At 54.8% G+C, this 16,322-nt stretch carries 17 protein-coding genes; 14 read left to right on the top strand and 3 right to left on the bottom strand.

All coding sequences use genetic code 11. From position 1 onward, the window contains the following. Nucleotides 1-90: 90 nt before the first annotated feature. A complete protein-coding gene (locus CWI75_RS00340; protein ID WP_101519485.1) occupies nt 91-3,246 on the bottom strand; it encodes an efflux RND transporter permease subunit in 3,156 nt (1,051 codons plus the stop codon). Next, nucleotides 3,243-4,361, bottom strand: a complete 1,119-nt coding sequence (locus CWI75_RS00335) for an efflux RND transporter periplasmic adaptor subunit (RefSeq protein ID WP_101519484.1) — start codon at nt 4,359-4,361, stop codon at nt 3,243-3,245. The genes CWI75_RS00340 and CWI75_RS00335 overlap by 4 nt, the downstream gene beginning before the upstream one ends. 463 nt (nt 4,362-4,824) lie before the next feature. Here CWI75_RS00335 and CWI75_RS00330 point away from each other — a divergent pair, with 463 nt between their 5' ends. The 9 genes from CWI75_RS00330 to CWI75_RS00290 all read left to right on the top strand — a co-directional run bounded on the left by CWI75_RS00330 (nt 4,825) and on the right by CWI75_RS00290 (nt 11,272). Next, nucleotides 4,825-5,097, top strand: coding sequence for a TMEM165/GDT1 family protein (locus tag CWI75_RS00330; RefSeq protein WP_101519483.1), 273 nt, complete (start codon nt 4,825-4,827; stop codon nt 5,095-5,097). A gap of 108 nt (nt 5,098-5,205) precedes the next feature. After that, nucleotides 5,206-6,309, top strand: a complete 1,104-nt coding sequence (locus CWI75_RS00325) for an alkene reductase (protein ID WP_101519482.1) — start codon at nt 5,206-5,208, stop codon at nt 6,307-6,309. Nucleotides 6,310-6,530: 221 nt separating this feature from the next. Next, entirely contained in the window at nt 6,531-6,839 is a 309-nt protein-coding gene (locus CWI75_RS00320; protein ID WP_206604590.1) for a putative signal transducing protein, read from the top strand. Between the two features lie 53 nt (nt 6,840-6,892). Continuing rightward, entirely contained in the window at nt 6,893-7,855 is a 963-nt protein-coding gene (locus CWI75_RS00315; RefSeq protein ID WP_101519481.1) for a calcium/sodium antiporter, read from the top strand. A gap of 154 nt (nt 7,856-8,009) precedes the next feature. Beyond that, complete coding sequence (locus tag CWI75_RS00310; RefSeq protein WP_146003520.1) at nt 8,010-8,249, top strand: hypothetical protein; 240 nt, start codon at nt 8,010-8,012, stop codon at nt 8,247-8,249. Nucleotides 8,250-8,399: 150 nt separating this feature from the next. Continuing rightward, nucleotides 8,400-8,939 carry a DUF305 domain-containing protein gene (locus CWI75_RS00305; RefSeq protein WP_101519479.1) on the top strand — a complete coding sequence of 180 codons (540 nt, stop codon included), beginning with the start codon at nt 8,400-8,402 and terminating at the stop codon, nt 8,937-8,939. Between the two features lie 27 nt (nt 8,940-8,966). Continuing rightward, nucleotides 8,967-9,503: a DUF924 family protein gene (locus CWI75_RS00300; RefSeq protein WP_101520061.1), complete on the top strand. Its 537-nt coding sequence runs from the start codon at nt 8,967-8,969 to the stop codon at nt 9,501-9,503. Between the two features lie 166 nt (nt 9,504-9,669). Further along, entirely contained in the window at nt 9,670-10,314 is a 645-nt protein-coding gene (locus CWI75_RS00295; protein ID WP_101519478.1) for a class I SAM-dependent methyltransferase, read from the top strand. Nucleotides 10,315-10,468: 154 nt separating this feature from the next. Next, nucleotides 10,469-11,272, top strand: coding sequence for an amidohydrolase family protein (locus CWI75_RS00290; protein WP_101519477.1), 804 nt, complete (start codon nt 10,469-10,471; stop codon nt 11,270-11,272). A 93-nt stretch (nt 11,273-11,365) separates the two neighbouring features. Here the strand turns inward: CWI75_RS00290 and CWI75_RS00285 are convergent, their stop codons facing one another. Next, entirely contained in the window at nt 11,366-11,905 is a 540-nt protein-coding gene (locus tag CWI75_RS00285) for a ferritin-like domain-containing protein (RefSeq protein WP_101519476.1), read from the bottom strand. Between the two features lie 223 nt (nt 11,906-12,128). Between CWI75_RS00285 and egtB the strand changes: the two genes are divergently transcribed. The 5 genes from egtB (at nt 12,129) to CWI75_RS00260 (ending at nt 16,247) form a co-directional block, all read left to right on the top strand. Continuing rightward, nucleotides 12,129-13,388: an ergothioneine biosynthesis protein EgtB gene (egtB, locus tag CWI75_RS00280; protein ID WP_101519475.1), complete on the top strand. Its 1,260-nt coding sequence runs from the start codon at nt 12,129-12,131 to the stop codon at nt 13,386-13,388. A gap of 39 nt (nt 13,389-13,427) precedes the next feature. After that, nucleotides 13,428-14,429 (top strand): L-histidine N(alpha)-methyltransferase, encoded by a 1,002-nt coding sequence (gene egtD / locus CWI75_RS00275; RefSeq protein WP_206604588.1) that lies wholly within the window; start codon nt 13,428-13,430, stop codon nt 14,427-14,429. 82 nt (nt 14,430-14,511) lie between these two features. Further along, the gene (locus CWI75_RS00270) at nt 14,512-15,354 is read left to right on the top strand and encodes a putative RNA methyltransferase (RefSeq protein ID WP_101519474.1); all 843 of its coding nucleotides are present in this window, start codon (nt 14,512-14,514) and stop codon (nt 15,352-15,354) included. A 59-nt stretch (nt 15,355-15,413) separates the two neighbouring features. Further along, nucleotides 15,414-15,668, top strand: coding sequence for a DUF2164 domain-containing protein (locus CWI75_RS00265; RefSeq protein WP_101519473.1), 255 nt, complete (start codon nt 15,414-15,416; stop codon nt 15,666-15,668). A 111-nt stretch (nt 15,669-15,779) separates the two neighbouring features. Continuing rightward, nucleotides 15,780-16,247 carry a TM2 domain-containing protein gene (locus CWI75_RS00260; RefSeq protein ID WP_101519472.1) on the top strand — a complete coding sequence of 156 codons (468 nt, stop codon included), beginning with the start codon at nt 15,780-15,782 and terminating at the stop codon, nt 16,245-16,247. Nucleotides 16,248-16,322: the final 75 nt, after the last annotated feature.

Genomic DNA, 16,322 nt, shown 5'->3' with positions numbered 1-16,322 from the left:
CGACTGAATATCTGCGTTAACGGCATTGATAATGCATCGGTGCTACCAAGCAAGACCTGGCCCCAGCCATTCACGCGCTATCACCAAATGCTACAATGCGAGACCTGACCCCCGGGCCTCCTTTTTTCGGCGCCACCAGTCGCGCAGCTTTACGCGCGCCATCAGGGCGCAGGGTGTGATGATCAGGGTCAGCACCGTCGCAAATCCCAGGCCGAACACGATGGCAGTGGCGAGGCTTTGCCACCACTGGGTAATGGGCGCGCCAAAGGCGACCTCGCGGTTGAACAGGTCGATGTTCATGCGCAGCATCATTGGCATCAGTCCCAGAACGGTAGTCACGGTTGTCAAAACCACCGGGCGAAGTCGTAGCAAGCCCGTGCGTAAAATCACTTCCCGGGGGTCGGCGATGTCTTTTTGTAATCGATCGTGAGTATCGATCAGTACAATGTTGTCGTTAACGACCACGCCCGCCAGGGCGATGATTCCGGTCCCGGTCACGACAATGGAGAAGGTCTGGCTGGTGAGCAGCAGGCCCAGCACGGCGCCAATTGTGGATACGATCACCGCCGAAAGTACTAAAGCGGCACTGAAAAAGCTGTTGAACTGGGTAACCAGAATCACCGCCATCAAAAAGAGGGAGACGAGCAGGGCACGCGTCAAAAAATCCTCGGCGGCGCGCTGTTCCTCATCCTCGCCCTTGAATTCATAGCGAACGCCAGAGGGGAGCGGGTCGGTGTCCAGCCAGCTGCGCAGTTCCTGTACCTTGTTGTTCGCCAGTACGCCGGGCGCCGTATTCGCGCGCACCGCCATGGCGCGAACCGAGTCTACCCGACGCAGATTGGCCACCTTGGGGGTGGCTTTGCGGTCGACAAAGTTGCTGATGGGCACTGCACCACCCGGCGTCGTTACCCGAAGCCGGTCGAGCTGGTCCAGGGTGCGCCAGCGCTCCGGGTAGCGCACGGTAATATCAATTTCCTCGTCGGTATCATCAGGCCGGTAACTGCCGATCCGCAAGCCGTTGGTGACCAGTTGGGCGGCATTGCCGATGGCGGTCACGTCGAGCCCGAACTTGGCCGCCTGGGCCCGGTCCACCTCCAGCTCCCAGTCAATACCGGGCAGTGGGCGGTCGTCCTCGATATCGGTGAGCCCCTCCATGGACTCAAATTGCCGGCGCACTGTTGCGACCGCTTGTGGCAATTTGGCGGGATCGCGGGCGCTCAACAACAGCTGCACCGGCTTGCCCACGGGCGGTCCCGCCTCCAGCTTGCGTATCTCCACCTCGATACCGGCCAGTTGATCGGTGCGTTTGCGGATGTCCTCGAGAATCTCGTTGGCGGGAGGGCGCTTGTCCCAGTCATCGAATTCCACCGAGATGCGGCCTACTACATCCTCGGCCACATCCTCCATGAAACTGAAGCCCCTGCTGCCGGTGGTGCGTGCGTAGACGCTCTCGAAGTAATCCCCAAAGGCCAGCACTTCCTGTTCCACCTCGCGAACCAGCGCGTCCTGCTGATCCACCGACAGGTTACCCCGAGCATGTACCAGCAAGGTCGCAAAATCAGGTTCCACTTTGGGAAAGAATTCAACACCCTTGCCGAAAGTCCCGTACAGGAACCAGGCCGCCAGTAGCGCGGCTATCGTGGCCGTGAGTATCCGGCCCGGGTAGTCCAGTGCCTTGTCGAGTACATACAGATAGTGCCGTGTCACTCCCTGTACCTTATCCAGATCGCCGTGCTCGGCGGCCTGAAGGTTACGGCGCTGCCAGTCAGATTCCGCGCCGGTGCGGCCCAGATGGGCGCCCAGCGTGGGCACAAAAATCAGGGCCATTAACAGGGACGCAGTGAGGGTCGTGATTAATGTAATTGGGAAGAAACGCATGAATTCCCCCACGATCCCGGGCCAGAACAGCATCGGCAGGAATGCCGCGAGGGTCGTCAGGGTCGCTGAAATAATGGGAGTGCCCATGCGCTGCACTGCCACGGCGTAGGCTTGATGCCGGTTCTGGCCCGCCGCCATCTGGCGCTCGGCATACTCCACCACCATGATGGCACCGTCCACCAGCACCCCGATGGTCAGGATGAGGGCGAACAGCACCACCATGTTCACGGTGTAGCCCATAAGATGCAGTACCAGAATGCTCGCCACGAAAGATCCGGGAATGGAAATGCCCACCAGTAGACCGGAGCGCAATCCCAGCACCCCGACCACCACAATCATCACCAGCACCACGGCGCTCACCACGTGGTTCTCGAGATCCGTGAGCATCATCTCAATGAACTCGGATTGATCCTGGCTATAGGCCACAACCAGATTGGGTGGCCAGTTGACCTTCAATGCGTCCACCTCGGCGCGCACTGCCGCCACGGTATCGATCACGTTTTCGCCGGTGCGTTTGGTGACCTCCAGGGTCACCGCCGGTAGCCCGTCCACCCGGGCGTAGCCTTCGGCATCCTTGAAAGTACGCTTGACCGTGGCAATGTCGCGGAAGCGCACAATGGCATCGCCGTCGACCTTTATCGGCATGTTGAGTACATCCTCGACGTTTTCGAACAGCCCCGGCACCTTGATGGCGAAGCGCCCATCGTCGGTATCCAGGGTTCCCGTGGCCACCAGGCGGTTGGAGCGGCTGAGGTTCTGAATAATCTCGTCGGCCTGCAAGCCATAACTTTCGACCTTAAGGGGATCAATGATGACTTCGACGACTTCCTCACGCTGTCCAGCGATGGTAACTTCCAGCACGCTGGTCAGGGATTCGATCTCATCCCGGGTGATGCGCGCCAATCGCTGGAGAGTGCGTTCGGGTACATCTCCGGCCAGGGTCACCAGCAAGATGGGGAAAATGCTGGTGTTTATCTCCTGGACCACGGGGTCCTCGGCATCGGTGGGCAGCTCGGGTTCCGCCTTGTCCACCGCGTCCTTCACGTCCTGTAATACGGCGTCGGCATCAAACCCGGCATTGAATTCCAACACGATCTCGCCGCCGCCCTCGAAGGCGCTGGCGCGCATTTCCTTTAATCCCTCGATTCCGCGAAGTTCTACTTCCACGGGCCGGATCAGCAATCGCTCGGCATCTTCCGGCAATACCCCCTCCAGTCTCAGGTGCACGAAAATAAAAGGAATATCGACGTCCGGCTCTGCTTCCTTGGCGATATCCAGGTAGGCCCAGGTCCCCGCAATCAGCAACAACACCAGCGCGGACAGTACCGCCCGCTGGCGCTTGAACAACCCCTCGATCCAACCACTCATTCCCGCTCCCCGGGGGGCTCAAGTCCTTCGTAAGGTACGGTCTCTACCCGCTGTCCGGCGCTCACGAACTCGTGGCCTACCGCGATAAGGGGGACCGACTCAGGCAGGCCGCTAAGCCATACACCCTCTGGCGTATCCCGCACTACGTTCACTGCATAGAAAACCACCTTGTCGGCCTCGTTCACTCCCTTCACGCCCAGGGTGCCATCATCGGCCAGCGTCAGCATGGAGGAAGGGAGACGATGCGCGGAAAGCTCGCCTGCAAAGAGGGTAATCTCCGCCGTAAGACCTTCGATGATTGTGCGATCGGTGTTGTCTAGCAGCACCTCCACCGGGAAGGTGCGTGTCGCCGCTCCGGCCACCCGGCCCACAAAGGATACTTCGCCCTCGCGAGTAGAACCATTAACCAGCTGTACCTCGGCACGGCTGCCCGCCTTGATTTGGTTCAGGTAACGCTCAGACAAAAAACCCCTCACCCGGATCGGGTTCAGGTCAACTATCGTGGCTACCGGCGCACCCCGACTCAGGAAATCTCCTACTTCCACATCGCGGGTCTCGATGTCTCCCTCAATGGGTGCCTTGATCTGGGTCCGCTCGGCTTCCAGCACAGCCATCTTCAATTGCGCCCGGGCCGATTCCAGCGCCGCCCTGGCTTTGGCCAGCTCCGTTTCCGAAATCGAGTTCTGTCTGTATAACGACTGTGCCCCCCGAAAATCGATCTCTCGCTGTTCCAGTAGCGAGCGCGCTTCCAGCAATCGGGCATCCCGGCTCTCCATCGCCAATTCCAACAGCAAGTCTCCCTCGGCTACTCGATCTCCACGCTCGAAATTCATTCTCCTGACCACGCCGTCCGTTTCTGCCTTCACGGCCACACTGCGATCCGCCAGGGTGCGGCCGCTAATCATGACCTGATCCTGAATGACCTGCCTGCGCGACTCCAGTACCCGCACCGACATCGCTTCATCAGCCTGCTCTATAGCAGTCTCCTCGCTCTGGGTTGTCTCCGGATCGTCCAGTGCGCCCGAAAGCATCCAGATCACCACGGTGAGGAAAATAAGGCCGGCAATCAGGGTTGAGCGCTGGCGGAACAGCGATTTTTTTTGGGCTCTTTGCATTGGTTTATCTGGATCGGTTGAGTTGGCTCTCTAGGGTAACGACTTGGGTCGAATTGGCGTTGATTAAGGTCAACGGCTATCACCTTCCCCGACTACGGTTTTGCCGCCAGGCCCCTGGCGAGGTTTGCGGAGTTCATTGCTGAGCTCGCCTGAACTGCCGTATCTGCTCATGGAGTTGGACGCCTGGCGTCATATTTTCGAGGTCAGTATCTTCGGGGTCATATCTTCGGGGTCAGGTCTCGCATTGTAGCGCCAGGCGCATGCCAACAAATAATAGGCACTCTCGATGACCCTATGGAAATAATCCGATTCGTGGCGCTGCCTGCATTGTTCACCAGCGTGTAGAATAGGCCGGAGTTGCCAATAGCTGGAAGCAGAAATTTATGGAAGGCACTGATATCGCTCCATGCTCCTGGCATCGCAGGATTTGGCACACATTTGAACCCCGTAAAGAGTCATTTTAATGGAATATAAAGTACTGGTTACCGTATTCATCGCCGTTTTCATCGCGGAGCTTGGCGACAAAACCCAATTGGCTACGATGCTTTTCGCCGCCGATAAGGATGTGAGCAAGATGACTGTCTTCATCGGCGCCTCTTTGGCATTGATTGTGGCATCTGGAATTGGCGTACTCGCAGGCGGCGTCATTTCCCAGTATGTAAGCGAGAAAAACCTGAATTACATTGCCGGCATCGGTTTTGTGGGTATAGGGGTGTGGACTCTCTTAAGAGCTTGAAATGAACTGGGCAGAATAGCGCCAGGCAGTAAGTTCACAACCTGTCTTTTCTCAAGCTTCTAATATACTGATGTAGTCAATTATCTTTTATCGCCAGGAGGATGTGGAATGACAAATTCCGATGATCCCTTGTTCCAGCCTTACAAATTGGGTTTATTAACATTACCCAATCGCGTGCTTATGTCGCCGCTAACCCGCTCCCGCTCCAGCCAGCCCGGTGACATTCCCAATGAGATGAACGCAGAGTATTACCGGCAACGGGCGAGCGCGGGCCTGATTATCAGCGAGGCTACCCAGGTGTCGCCGCAAGGCAAAGGTTACGCATTCACACCGGGGATTCATTCGCCAGAACAAGTGGAGGGCTGGCGCAAGGTTGCGGACGCAGTTCACAGTGCCGGCGGCCGGATTTATATGCAATTGTGGCACGTGGGCCGTATTTCTCATACGGCACTACAGCCAAACGGTGAGAAGCCGGTGGCACCGTCGGCCATTGCACCGAAAGGTGCCCAGACCTACATCAGCGCCGATTCTGGTATGGTCGATATACCAGAGCCAAGAGCGCTTGAAACCAGTGAGATGCAGAACATCGTCGACCAGTTCCGCGACGGTGCGCGTAACGCCAGGGATGCAGGCTTCGACGGCGTTGAGGTTCATGCTGCGAACGGCTATTTGCTGGATGAATTCCTCAAAAGCGGCACTAACCATCGTAGAGACCAGTTTGGTGGTTCAGTGGAAAACCGCGTCCGGCTGCCATTAATGGTGGTTGAAGCAGTGGTCGATGTCTGGGGCAAGCACAGTGTTGGTGTTCGGGTCAGTCCCACCGGCAGCTTCAATGACATGTACGACGATAATCCCGTAGAAACGTTTGGCGAGTTCGCAAGGCGCCTGAACGATCTCGATATCGCCTTTATTGAAGTGGTAGAGGATTCGTTCCAGGGTAATCTCGCCGATGGCCGCCCTGAAAACGTTATAGATGCCATTCAGGCCGGCTTCAAGGGCACCTACATCGCCAACGGTGCTTACAGCGCGGAAGAGGCACGCAAACGTCTTCGTGCTGGTCGCTGTGACCTCGTTACCTTTGGACGTTTGTTCATCGCCAATCCTGATCTGCCTGAACGTTTTCACCAGAACGCACCACTTAATGAATGGGACGACAGTACCTTTTATGGCGGCGACGAGCACGGGTATATTGATTATCCACCGTTGCAGTAGGACGAGAGGGCTTTGACCAGGTGTTGACCGTACAGGAGCCAGCATGGGTATAGCAGCGTTCGACGGTGCTTATGTCGGCGCCAGTGTGCTTGAAAAGGTGACTATTGGCGCTGTGTAAATGAGCGTATCTTTGCTTTCGGTCATGATCGCGCCGGGGCTTATTATCGATGTATTGTTAAATGCCTTATTATGGCCACGTGAATCCTTCGGAATCACCGTATATGAACCTGAATCTTACAGAAAATCCTGGTGGGGACATGCAAATCATCTACAGAGCAGCCAATATCATTGAAGGCCATATCGTCGCGGGTATGCTGGAGGCTCATGATATAGAGTCGTATGTAGGCGGGCATTATCTACAGGGAGCCATTGGCGAGCTGTCTCCTCTGGGATTTGCAAACGTTTTTGTCGAAGATGCCGATATTGACAGGGCCCTGCCGATCATCAAAGCTTACGAACAGGATACTCGTGTTAAGGCTGAAGCCACTGATTCCGATGATTCTCTATTGAGCGACGATCTGGCGTACTGAAGGCTACAGCGAATGTTTCTCCTATAAACATCAAGATTAGGGATTATTGAGCGATGGTAAATATTCTCTTGCTGGCCCTGGGGATCATGCTTTTGGTGGCGGGGGGCGAAATGCTAATCCGGGGTGCGCTGGCGGCAGCGGTGCGCCTGCGTGTCTCGCCTTTGCTTAGTGGCCTACTCATCGTCGGTTTTGGAACCTCGGCCCCCGAATTGGTCGTCTCCATAGAAGCGGCGATTGGCGGGCAGCCGGATCTTGCGGTAGGCAATATCGTTGGCAGTAACATTGCGAATATCCTATTGATTCTAGGTGTCTGTGCCCTGATCTCGCCGATGCTGGTAAAGCCACTGGTATTGCGTCGGGATGCAATTACAGTGGTTTCCGCTACTATTCTTTTCCTGCTTCTGGCCGGCGACCATGCTCTTGGCAGGCTGGATGCGTCTATTCTATTGGCAGCTTTCGCGGCCTACCTGATATGGGCATATTGGACAGAACGTTTCGGTTCAGCTCCTTCCGCTGACTTGCATAAAGCCGAAGGAGAGGAAGTTACGATCCTACCCAGGAATTCGGTATGGATCATGGCGTTCGTATTGTTCGGACTGGCCCTCTTGATTGGTGGCGCGCAGGTGTTGTTGAAAGGCGCCGTGGGTATAGCAGAATATTTTTCAGTCTCTGAAGCGGTAATAGGATTAACGCTCGTCGCTGTAGGCACCTCATTGCCTGAGCTGGCGATCTCGATAATCGCAGCATTCAGAAAGCATGCTGATGTCGCCATCGGAAATGTTCTCGGCAGCAATATCTTCAATCTCCTTGGTGTCCTGGGCGTCTCTGCTTTATTACAACCACTCCCGGTCCATGTGAGAATTATTCAGTTTGATCAATGGGTCGTACTGGGCGCATCAGTGGTTTTATTGCTATTTTTATATACGGGTAAGCGCCTTAGTCAGGGTGAGGGCGGGATTCTACTGCTCGGCTATATAGCTTACCTGGCGCTTGGATTCACAACCTTTATGGCGTGACACGCCAGGAAGATCGTGCCGATGCATTAACTGTTGTAGCCTCGGGGAACCCACGTCGTCAAAATCAATTACTGAAGCTCGGCTTATTTGGATTTTATGCATCTTGAATGGATCCATGCTGAATCAACGAAACGATTATCAGGGAGCCAAGGCAATGACTAAACCGGTTAATGGCACCGAGCAGTTGACGCCCGGCGAGACAGCCACTATTGAGAATACACTTTCCACCCCTATGCGCATCAGCCTGGTCAGTGGAAACGATTGCCAAGTGGACATTGAGCTCTTGCCGGGTCAGGTAGTGCGATTCTCTAGCGGTAAGGCCCACGCGAAGATAGCCGTGCAGGACGGGGACCCATCAGGATTGCTGGTGGTCAAGCCCGAGCTCCCTTCCTGAGCCAATGCGAAAGCCGGGATTATGCACTACCCTGATTTAATCGAACGTTAATATTTGAGGTTGCCAGTAACTACCACAATAGCTGCAGTCCGTTTTTTAATTCATTTGTTGCTGTGTATGCATAGCGATAGTGCCGGAGCACCAGATACCATGGAAAAAGCGAAGAATCAGGGCTATACAAGATTTCTCTTGATGATAGCGACAGCGATTGTGGTGATGTACCTGTTGATGTATTTGAATTCCTACGAGATTTTCGGTCATGCCAGGCTCAGCGAAACACGCATATTCATGACATTGATTATGGGCGCTGCCATGATGGTCATCATGTTGGCGTTCATGTTGGGGATGTATCAGAACACGAAGCTAAACCTGGCGATCTTCATTGGCGCTGGCCTGTTGTTTTTGTCCGCTCTCGGTCTGGTGCGCAGTCAGATAACCGTTACCGGCGTCGATTATATGGAAGCGATGATTCCGCATCACTCTATTGCGATTCTCACCAGTGAGCGGGCCAAGATTATGGACCCACGTGTGCGCAGGCTGGCAGATGAAATTTTGCTGACCCAGCGAAAAGAGATCAAGGAAATGTCCTGGTTGATTGCCGATATCAAGGCAAATGGAATAGCCATTACGCCCGCGGATGTGCGGTTGAGGGCAGTCCCGGAGTTCTCGGGACTTCCGGATCAGCTGTAGATTGCGCCAAACCCCACGTAGTTGACTATGTATAACGCAGTCCTCGCATTCTGGTTTGAAGAAATAGAAACGAAGCAATGGTGGGTTGCTGATCCGGAACTTGATGCTCTCATCCAGCGTAAGTTTGAGCATCTTATAGTGAAGGCCATGCAGGCTGAACTGTTCTCCTGGCGGGAGCATGTCAGGGGGCGGCTGGCTGAAATCATTGTTCTCGACCAGTTTTCGCGCAATATTTACCGGAATACGCCAGCGGCTTTTTCCCAGGATTCCCTTGCGCTGGTATTGGCGCAGGAGGCGGTGGCGGCAAACCTGCTTTCGCAACTCACCCAGGCGGAACGCACATTCCTCTTGATGCCCTACATGCACAGTGAATCAGCGTTAATTCACGTCGAGGCAGAAAGGCTTTTCCGTGACTATACGGCTCCGAAGAATTACCAGTTCGAACTTAGGCACAAGGCCATAATCGACCGCTTTGGTCGATATCCTCACCGAAACCGGATTCTTGGCCGTGTTTCCAATGCGGACGAAGAGTCGTTTTTATTGCAGCCCGGATCAAGCTTCTAGCCCGCGATCAGGGGTAGCTTCGCCGCTTTTTTCGGGCGTCGAGGATCTACGCCCTGTTTTTCGAATTTTTACAATCACCACCAGAATCCCGGGAATCTTCTATAGTAATTCATAGCATCATGTTGCTGATCACATCCCACGTACGCATTACAGGAGATTCTGTCAAATGGCCAAAACTGCCGCCTTTGAAAAACATCCCGAGCGCTATGAAAGCTGGTTTGATCGACATAAAGAAGCATATATTTCAGAGCTGTTGGCTCTGAGACCCTTTGTTCCCCTGACAGGTAGAGGCCTTGAAGTCGGCGTAGGCACCGGACGATTTGCCGCGCCGCTGGGAATTCAGGTGGGTATTGATCCCTCTCCCGCGATGCTGGCTGTTGCCAGAAAACGGGGGATTGAAGCGGACGAAGGCGTCGCCGAAGCACTTCCGTATCCGGATGACAGTTTCGATCATGTCCTGGTTGTAACCACCCTTTGTTTTGTTGACTCTCCCGCCACTATGTTTACCCAGATACGACGGGTGTTGAAGCCCGGCGGTATTTTCGTTATCGGGTTCATTGACCGCGATAGCGCCATGGGGCTCGATTATGAAGCACGCCAGTCTGATAGTACCTTTTACCAGGAGGCGACTTTTTACAGTGCTGATCAGGTTGAAAATTTCCTCATGGACGCGAGCTTTTCCCTACATGCCCGGGTGCAGACACTGTCCCAACCGCTGGCATTGATAAAAGAGGTTGAGCCCCTGCGTCTGGGGTATGGGGTTTGTGGGTTCGCTGTGATCGAGGCAATCAACGAAAAACCCGGGCCATAACCCAGTGTCACGCCACGGGGGTCAGGTCTCGCTTTGTAGCACATTGATGTTCTATTCTGGGCGCGCCTCGCCCTGGATCGCGATAATTTGGTCAAGCCGCTGTTTGTATTAGCCAGACACATCGCTGTAGAACTATAGACGACTGGATATTTTAATGGATGCTACAAAGCGAGACCTGACCCCGGGGCTGGTTGCTCCGTTATTTGATAGCCATTTTCATATCATCAATTACGAATTTCCACTGGTAAGCAATAACGCCTACATCCCGGACCAGTTTACCTGCGCTGATTACCTCAAAAGAATGGCGTCCTGGGACCTGTGCGGTGGTGTTATTGTATCCGGCTCCTTTCAGGCGTTTGATCAGGACTATTTACTCGATGCGCTACAGAGGCTTGGGCCTTCTTTTGTCGGTGTTACCCAATTGCCGGCCAGCGTGACCGATGTCGAAATTTTGCGCCTGCATCACGCAGGCGTAAGGGCTGTTCGCTTTAATCTCAAGCGTGGCGGCTCAGCCGATGTCGGTAGTCTGAGCGTAATGGCGGCGAGGGTATATGAAGTGGCCGGCTGGCATGTGGAGCTATATATCGATTCTGCGGGAATAGCGGAGCTGTATTCCCGGATTCTCGAGTTGCCGTCGGTCAGTATAGATCATCTTGGGCTTGATAAGGCCGGGCTGCCGTTGTTGGTAAAACTCGCCGAAAAGGGAGTCAGGGTCAAAGCCAGTGGCTTTGGCAGGGCTGATTTTAACGTCAGCCATGCATTACGAGAACTCAATGCGGCGAACCCTGGCGCATTAATGTTCGGTAGCGACCTGCCATCCACGAGAGCACCGCGGCCTTTCAGCGATAAGGATGTCCTGCTCATAGTCGAGGCTCTGGGAACCGATAAGGCGGAGAAGGTACTGAGCGGCAATGCGCTTGAGCTGTATAAGCTTTCTGGTGCAAGCCAGTCGGGGTAGTAGTTGTCCATGGCATGCTACAAAGCGAGACCTGACCCCAGCTCTCTTGACCCCAGCTCTCTGGCCACCCCCATTGGCTTCGGCAAACCTCTGTCAGCTATTCATCCTTGCTGTCAGGCTAACCAGGTCATCTGCGTGTTCTTCTTCTGTCGCGAGTATATCTTCCATCATACGACGGGTCACAGGGTCATCATTGCCAAGATAGACGATGAATTCGCGATAGGACTCAATGGCGATGCGTTCCGCAATCAGGTCCTCCTTGATCATATCCGCCAGGGAGTTACCTTCTTTGTACTCTGCATGACTGCGTGAAGTCAGGTTGTCCGGATTGAAGTCGGGTTCACCTCCAAGCTGGGTGATGCGCTCGGCTATCTGGTCAGCATGCTGCTGTTCCTCTTCAGCGTGTTCAAGGAACTCATGCTGTGCAGCCTGGGCATTCAGGCCTTCGGCCATATAGTAGTGGCGCTTGTAGCGCAATACGCAGACCAACTCTGTTGCCAGTGCTTCGTTCAGGACCTTGAGGACCGTTTCACGATCAGCGCCGTAGCCTTGCGTTACGGCGCCTTCTTCAATGTGCTTTCGCGCGCGTTCACGCAGGGTTTTAACATCGGTCAGGAATGGTTGGTCAGACATTAGCGCGATCCTCTTTTTCTTACCGGGTACTGATTCGGCCAGATACCTCTGCCTGTATTCAGGCGGGCAGCTGACTCACTTCCATAAAAAAGTGTAGACACTCGGAGCAGGATTGGCAACCCGGCTGGCCCCCCGGTTAAAAGTTCAAACAGGAGGCAGGTTGCAAAATCGATTCAGTTCTACAATCATAAAACACTCAAATACTGTGAAACAGGACGCCCGGATGCTTTCAGCTCCACAGCTAAGACGCGAATTCCAGCGAGTACGGCAAAACTCCGTACGATTGTGCGAGTCCCTGGAGACAGAGGACTACGGGTTGCAGGCGATGGCTGATACCAGTCCACCCAAATGGCATCTGGCTCACACCACCTGGTTTTTCGAGACATTTATTCTCAAGCCGCTTGGCGAGTCATATCGGGAATGGAACCCGGCGTTCGAGCATCTGTTCAATTCCTACTACAACGGTGTTGGGAAACCCTTTTCGAGACCCCAGCGAGGGCTTTTGTCGAGGCCGACGGTAAGCGAGGTCTATCGTTATCGAGAGGCCATAGATGGGGAAATTGAAGCACTGCTGGATAGAGTGGATGCCGGCCCTGATGCGGCGGAGATTCTCACACGTCTTGAACTCGGCCTGCATCACGAGCAACAGCATCAGGAGCTGCTTCTGACCGATCTCAAGTACAGCTTTCACGTCAATCCATTGCGGCCGGTCTATCGCCCTGCAGATCCCGAGCAAGCCTTTCCCCCGCGGGCTTCGGCGCCTGTCTGGCATGAATTTGCTGGCGGGGTAGTCACCATTGGTGCCGGGGAAGATCGATTTCGTTTCGATAACGAGACACCGCGACACAGGCAATTTCTGGAGCCCTTTGTCCTGGCGTCAAGACCAGTCACCAATGGCGATTATCGGGCGTTCATTGAAGACGGCGGCTATCGTCGCTCAGAACTTTGGTTGGCGGAAGGCTGGGATCTCATTGACAAAGAGGGCTGGACCAAACCATTGTATTGGTACCAGAGAGATGATGAATGGTGGCAGTATAGCCTTCGTGGCGATATGGCGCTCGATGATCTCTCTCCGGCCTGCCATCTGAGCTATTATGAAGCAGACGCATTTGCACGCTGGTACGGAGCTCGACTTCCCACCGAGGCAGAGTGGGAGCACGCCGCCTCGGGTTATGCCGTCGAGGGCAACTTCGCTGGCTGTGAGCACTTCCATCCACGGCGGCAAACTCAGTCTGACGACCTTTGCCAACTGTTTGGCGATGTATGGGAATGGACCGCCAGTAGCTACCTGTCCTATCCGGGATTCATGCCCGCGTCAGGTGCACTGGGCGAATATAACGGTAAATTCATGAGCAGCCAGATGATTCTTCGCGGTGGTTCCTGTGTCAGTGATGCGGCGCATATCCGCGCAACGTATCGCAACTTCTTTTATCCCGGTGATCGCTGGCAATTCTCGGGTGCGCGCCTGGCCCGATCACTATAATGGTTCTTCCCAACTACCGATGATCATGGAGATACTGCAATGGCTTACATGAACGCACCGGCTGCCCCGATACCCCTCGACGGCGAAGGCGAGAGCCGACTGTCATTTGTTCGGCAGCCACGCAGCTCCGTGAACGCAGTCAGTGAGATCCTTGCCGGGCTTGCCAGCCAACCGAAATCGCTGTCGCCCAAATTTTTCTATGACAGTTTGGGTGCATCCTTATTTGATCGTATTACAGTCTTGCCGGAGTATTACCTGACCCGGTCGGAGCGCGATATTTTTAAGCGCTATGAAAGTCACATCGCTGCAGCGCTGGGTACCGGCCGTATATTGATAGAGCCCGGAAGCGGTAGCAGCGAGAAAGTGGAATTATTGCTGAATGCGCTTAGACCAGGCGCTTATGTACCACTGGAGATTACCGAAAGTCATGTACTGGAAGCGTCCCGAAATCTGGTGAAGCGCTATCCCTGGCTTACCGTGCATGCGATATGCGCTGACTACACCGGTGGCATGGACCTGCCCGCTTCGCTACCTCCAGGGCAGCGGTTGTTATTCTTTCCCGGTTCGACAATCGGTAACTTTGAGCCCGCTGACGCCAGCCGTTTTCTTCGCGAAATGCACCGCGTCTGCGGTGACGGCGGGTCCCTGCTTATTGGGGTTGATTTACGCAAAGACGAAGCGGTTTTGAATGCGGCGTATAACGATAGTGAGGGAATCACCGCACGGTTCAATCGTAACATCCTCACACACGTTAACCGACTCGCCGATGCCGATTTTGATATTGAGCAGTTTCAGCACATGGCTTTTTTCAACCCGATTGAAAGCCGTATCGAGATGCACCTCGAGAGTCTGAAGGATCAGTGTGTCCGCGTGGGAGCGCGAGAAGTCCAATTGGAAGCCGGTGAACGCATCCATACCGAAAACTCCTACAAGTATACTGTGGAGGGATTTCAGGACGTTGCCCGATTGGCAGGATTCACTCCGCGCGAGACCTGGTATGATGAGGCCGGCTGGTTTAGTGTCCAGCTACTGGACGCATGAGCACATCTTTGGGGTGACCCCATTTCTGCTGTATGCTACACAGCGCGACCTGACCCCTTAAGTTTTTGACCCCGCAGGCGTTATGAGCATAGCCCCTTTTCAGGCCCTGGCCTGCCCTCTTGATGGCGATCCTTTACTGCGCGATGGTGCGGTATGGCGTTGTGCTGCGGGGCATAGTTTTGATGTTGCGCGGCAGGGTTACACGCATTTGCTGCCGGTGCAGAACAAGCGTTCCCGGGATCCGGGGGACAGCAAGGAGATGGTGGCGGCCCGTCGACGTTTTCTCAATGCTGGGTTTTATCAACCGGTTGCCGATGCGGTAAGCCAGGCCGTGCTGGGGCACCCGCAGCCAGGGACGGTAATCAATTGCCTGGATGCCGGGTGTGGTGAGGGCTACTACCTGCGCGAGCTGGCGGCAGCGGCGGGGGAGCGGCTGTCGATGTTCATGCTGGGTGTTGATATCTCACGCTGGGCTGTGTTGGCGGCGGCCAAACAGGATTTACGGCCGAACTGGGTCGTGGCCAGCAATGCCGGGCTGCCGGTGCTTCCACAGACTATTGACCGGCTCCTGTGCCTGTTCGGGTTCCCGGTATATGCGGAATTTGCCCGAGTATTGAAGCCCGGTGGCGAATTACTACTGGCCGAAGCCGGAGCGGATCATTTGCGTGAGCTGCGGGAGATCATTTACCCCAGTCTCAAGCCGGGACGCGCACCGAGCAAAGCGGCTCCCGAAGGTTTCTTCCATCTGGGAACTGACACGGTGCGTTACACTCTGGACCTCGTCGCAGTCGAGCAGGTCACAGATTTGCTGGCAATGACACCACATCTATACCGCGCAGGAGCCGTCGGCCTGGCAAAAGCTGCTGCGCTAAAGACGCTTGCGGTTACTGTGGATGTGCGGCTGCTGCGATTTGGCCGACAATAGCGACACCCGCGGCTGCAGGTTAAGCCCCTTTCAATCTCTTATAAAACAGGAATATCTCCATGTCCGAAGTGAACTTCAGCGACGGTGAAAAGGAACAGATCGTCAGCAAGGTTAAACTATACTTTCGCGAGGAGCTGGATCAGGATATTGGCAGTTTTGACGCGGAGTTCCTGATCGATTTTTTTACCCGGGAGCTGGGTGCCTATTTTTACAACAGGGGCCTCTATGATTCCCAGACAATTCTGGCATCGAAGCTGGAGGACCTTGCGGATTCAATTCTCGAACTTGAAAAGCCCACTACCTATACGCGATAAAGTCCGCGCCAGGGCTGCAATATTTACCCGCAGGCCTTTTGCCGGCCATAAAAGTCTGCGAAGCTCTGTCTGCCCGGGCGGGCCGCAAGCGGTAATAATACGGAGACAATAATGAAAGGACAGGTGCTAGATTATTCAGTGCAGGCCAACAACGGCCTCATTTCGGGAGCTGACGGCAATCGCTATACCTTTACAGGGGCAGAGTGGAGAGACGATGTCGCGCCACTACGGGGCATGAGTGTGGATTTTGAAGTCGAGGGTGAGAGGGCATTGGCCATTTACCGGGCCGTGGGCGCGGGTGGGTCGATTATCCCCGGATCCAAAAACAAGATCGCTGCGGGCCTGTTGGCTATTTTCCTGGGTGGCCTGGGGATCCACAAGTTCTATCTGGGTTATACCGGCCCGGGCCTGGTATATCTTTTGACCAACACAATAGGCTGGGTGATCACCATCTTCCTGTTGGGAGTCCCCAATATGATCCTTGGGGTGATTGCGTTGATAGAGGGCATCATTTACCTGACCAAGACCGACGAGGATTTTGAACAAACCTACGTCGTCGGCCGGAAACCCTGGTTCTGAAGCGGCCGTCCCCGACCAGCGTGAGTCGTTAACCCCTCGCCCAACCTCTTTCGCCCAACCCCCTTCAATCTATTA

The organism is Kineobactrum sediminis, from assembly GCF_002868715.1.
Taxonomy (GTDB): Bacteria; Pseudomonadota; Gammaproteobacteria; order Pseudomonadales; family Halieaceae; genus Kineobactrum; species Kineobactrum sediminis.
The sequence above is the reverse complement of the archived record's forward strand: the minus strand, read 5'-3'. Positions and strand labels throughout refer to the sequence as shown.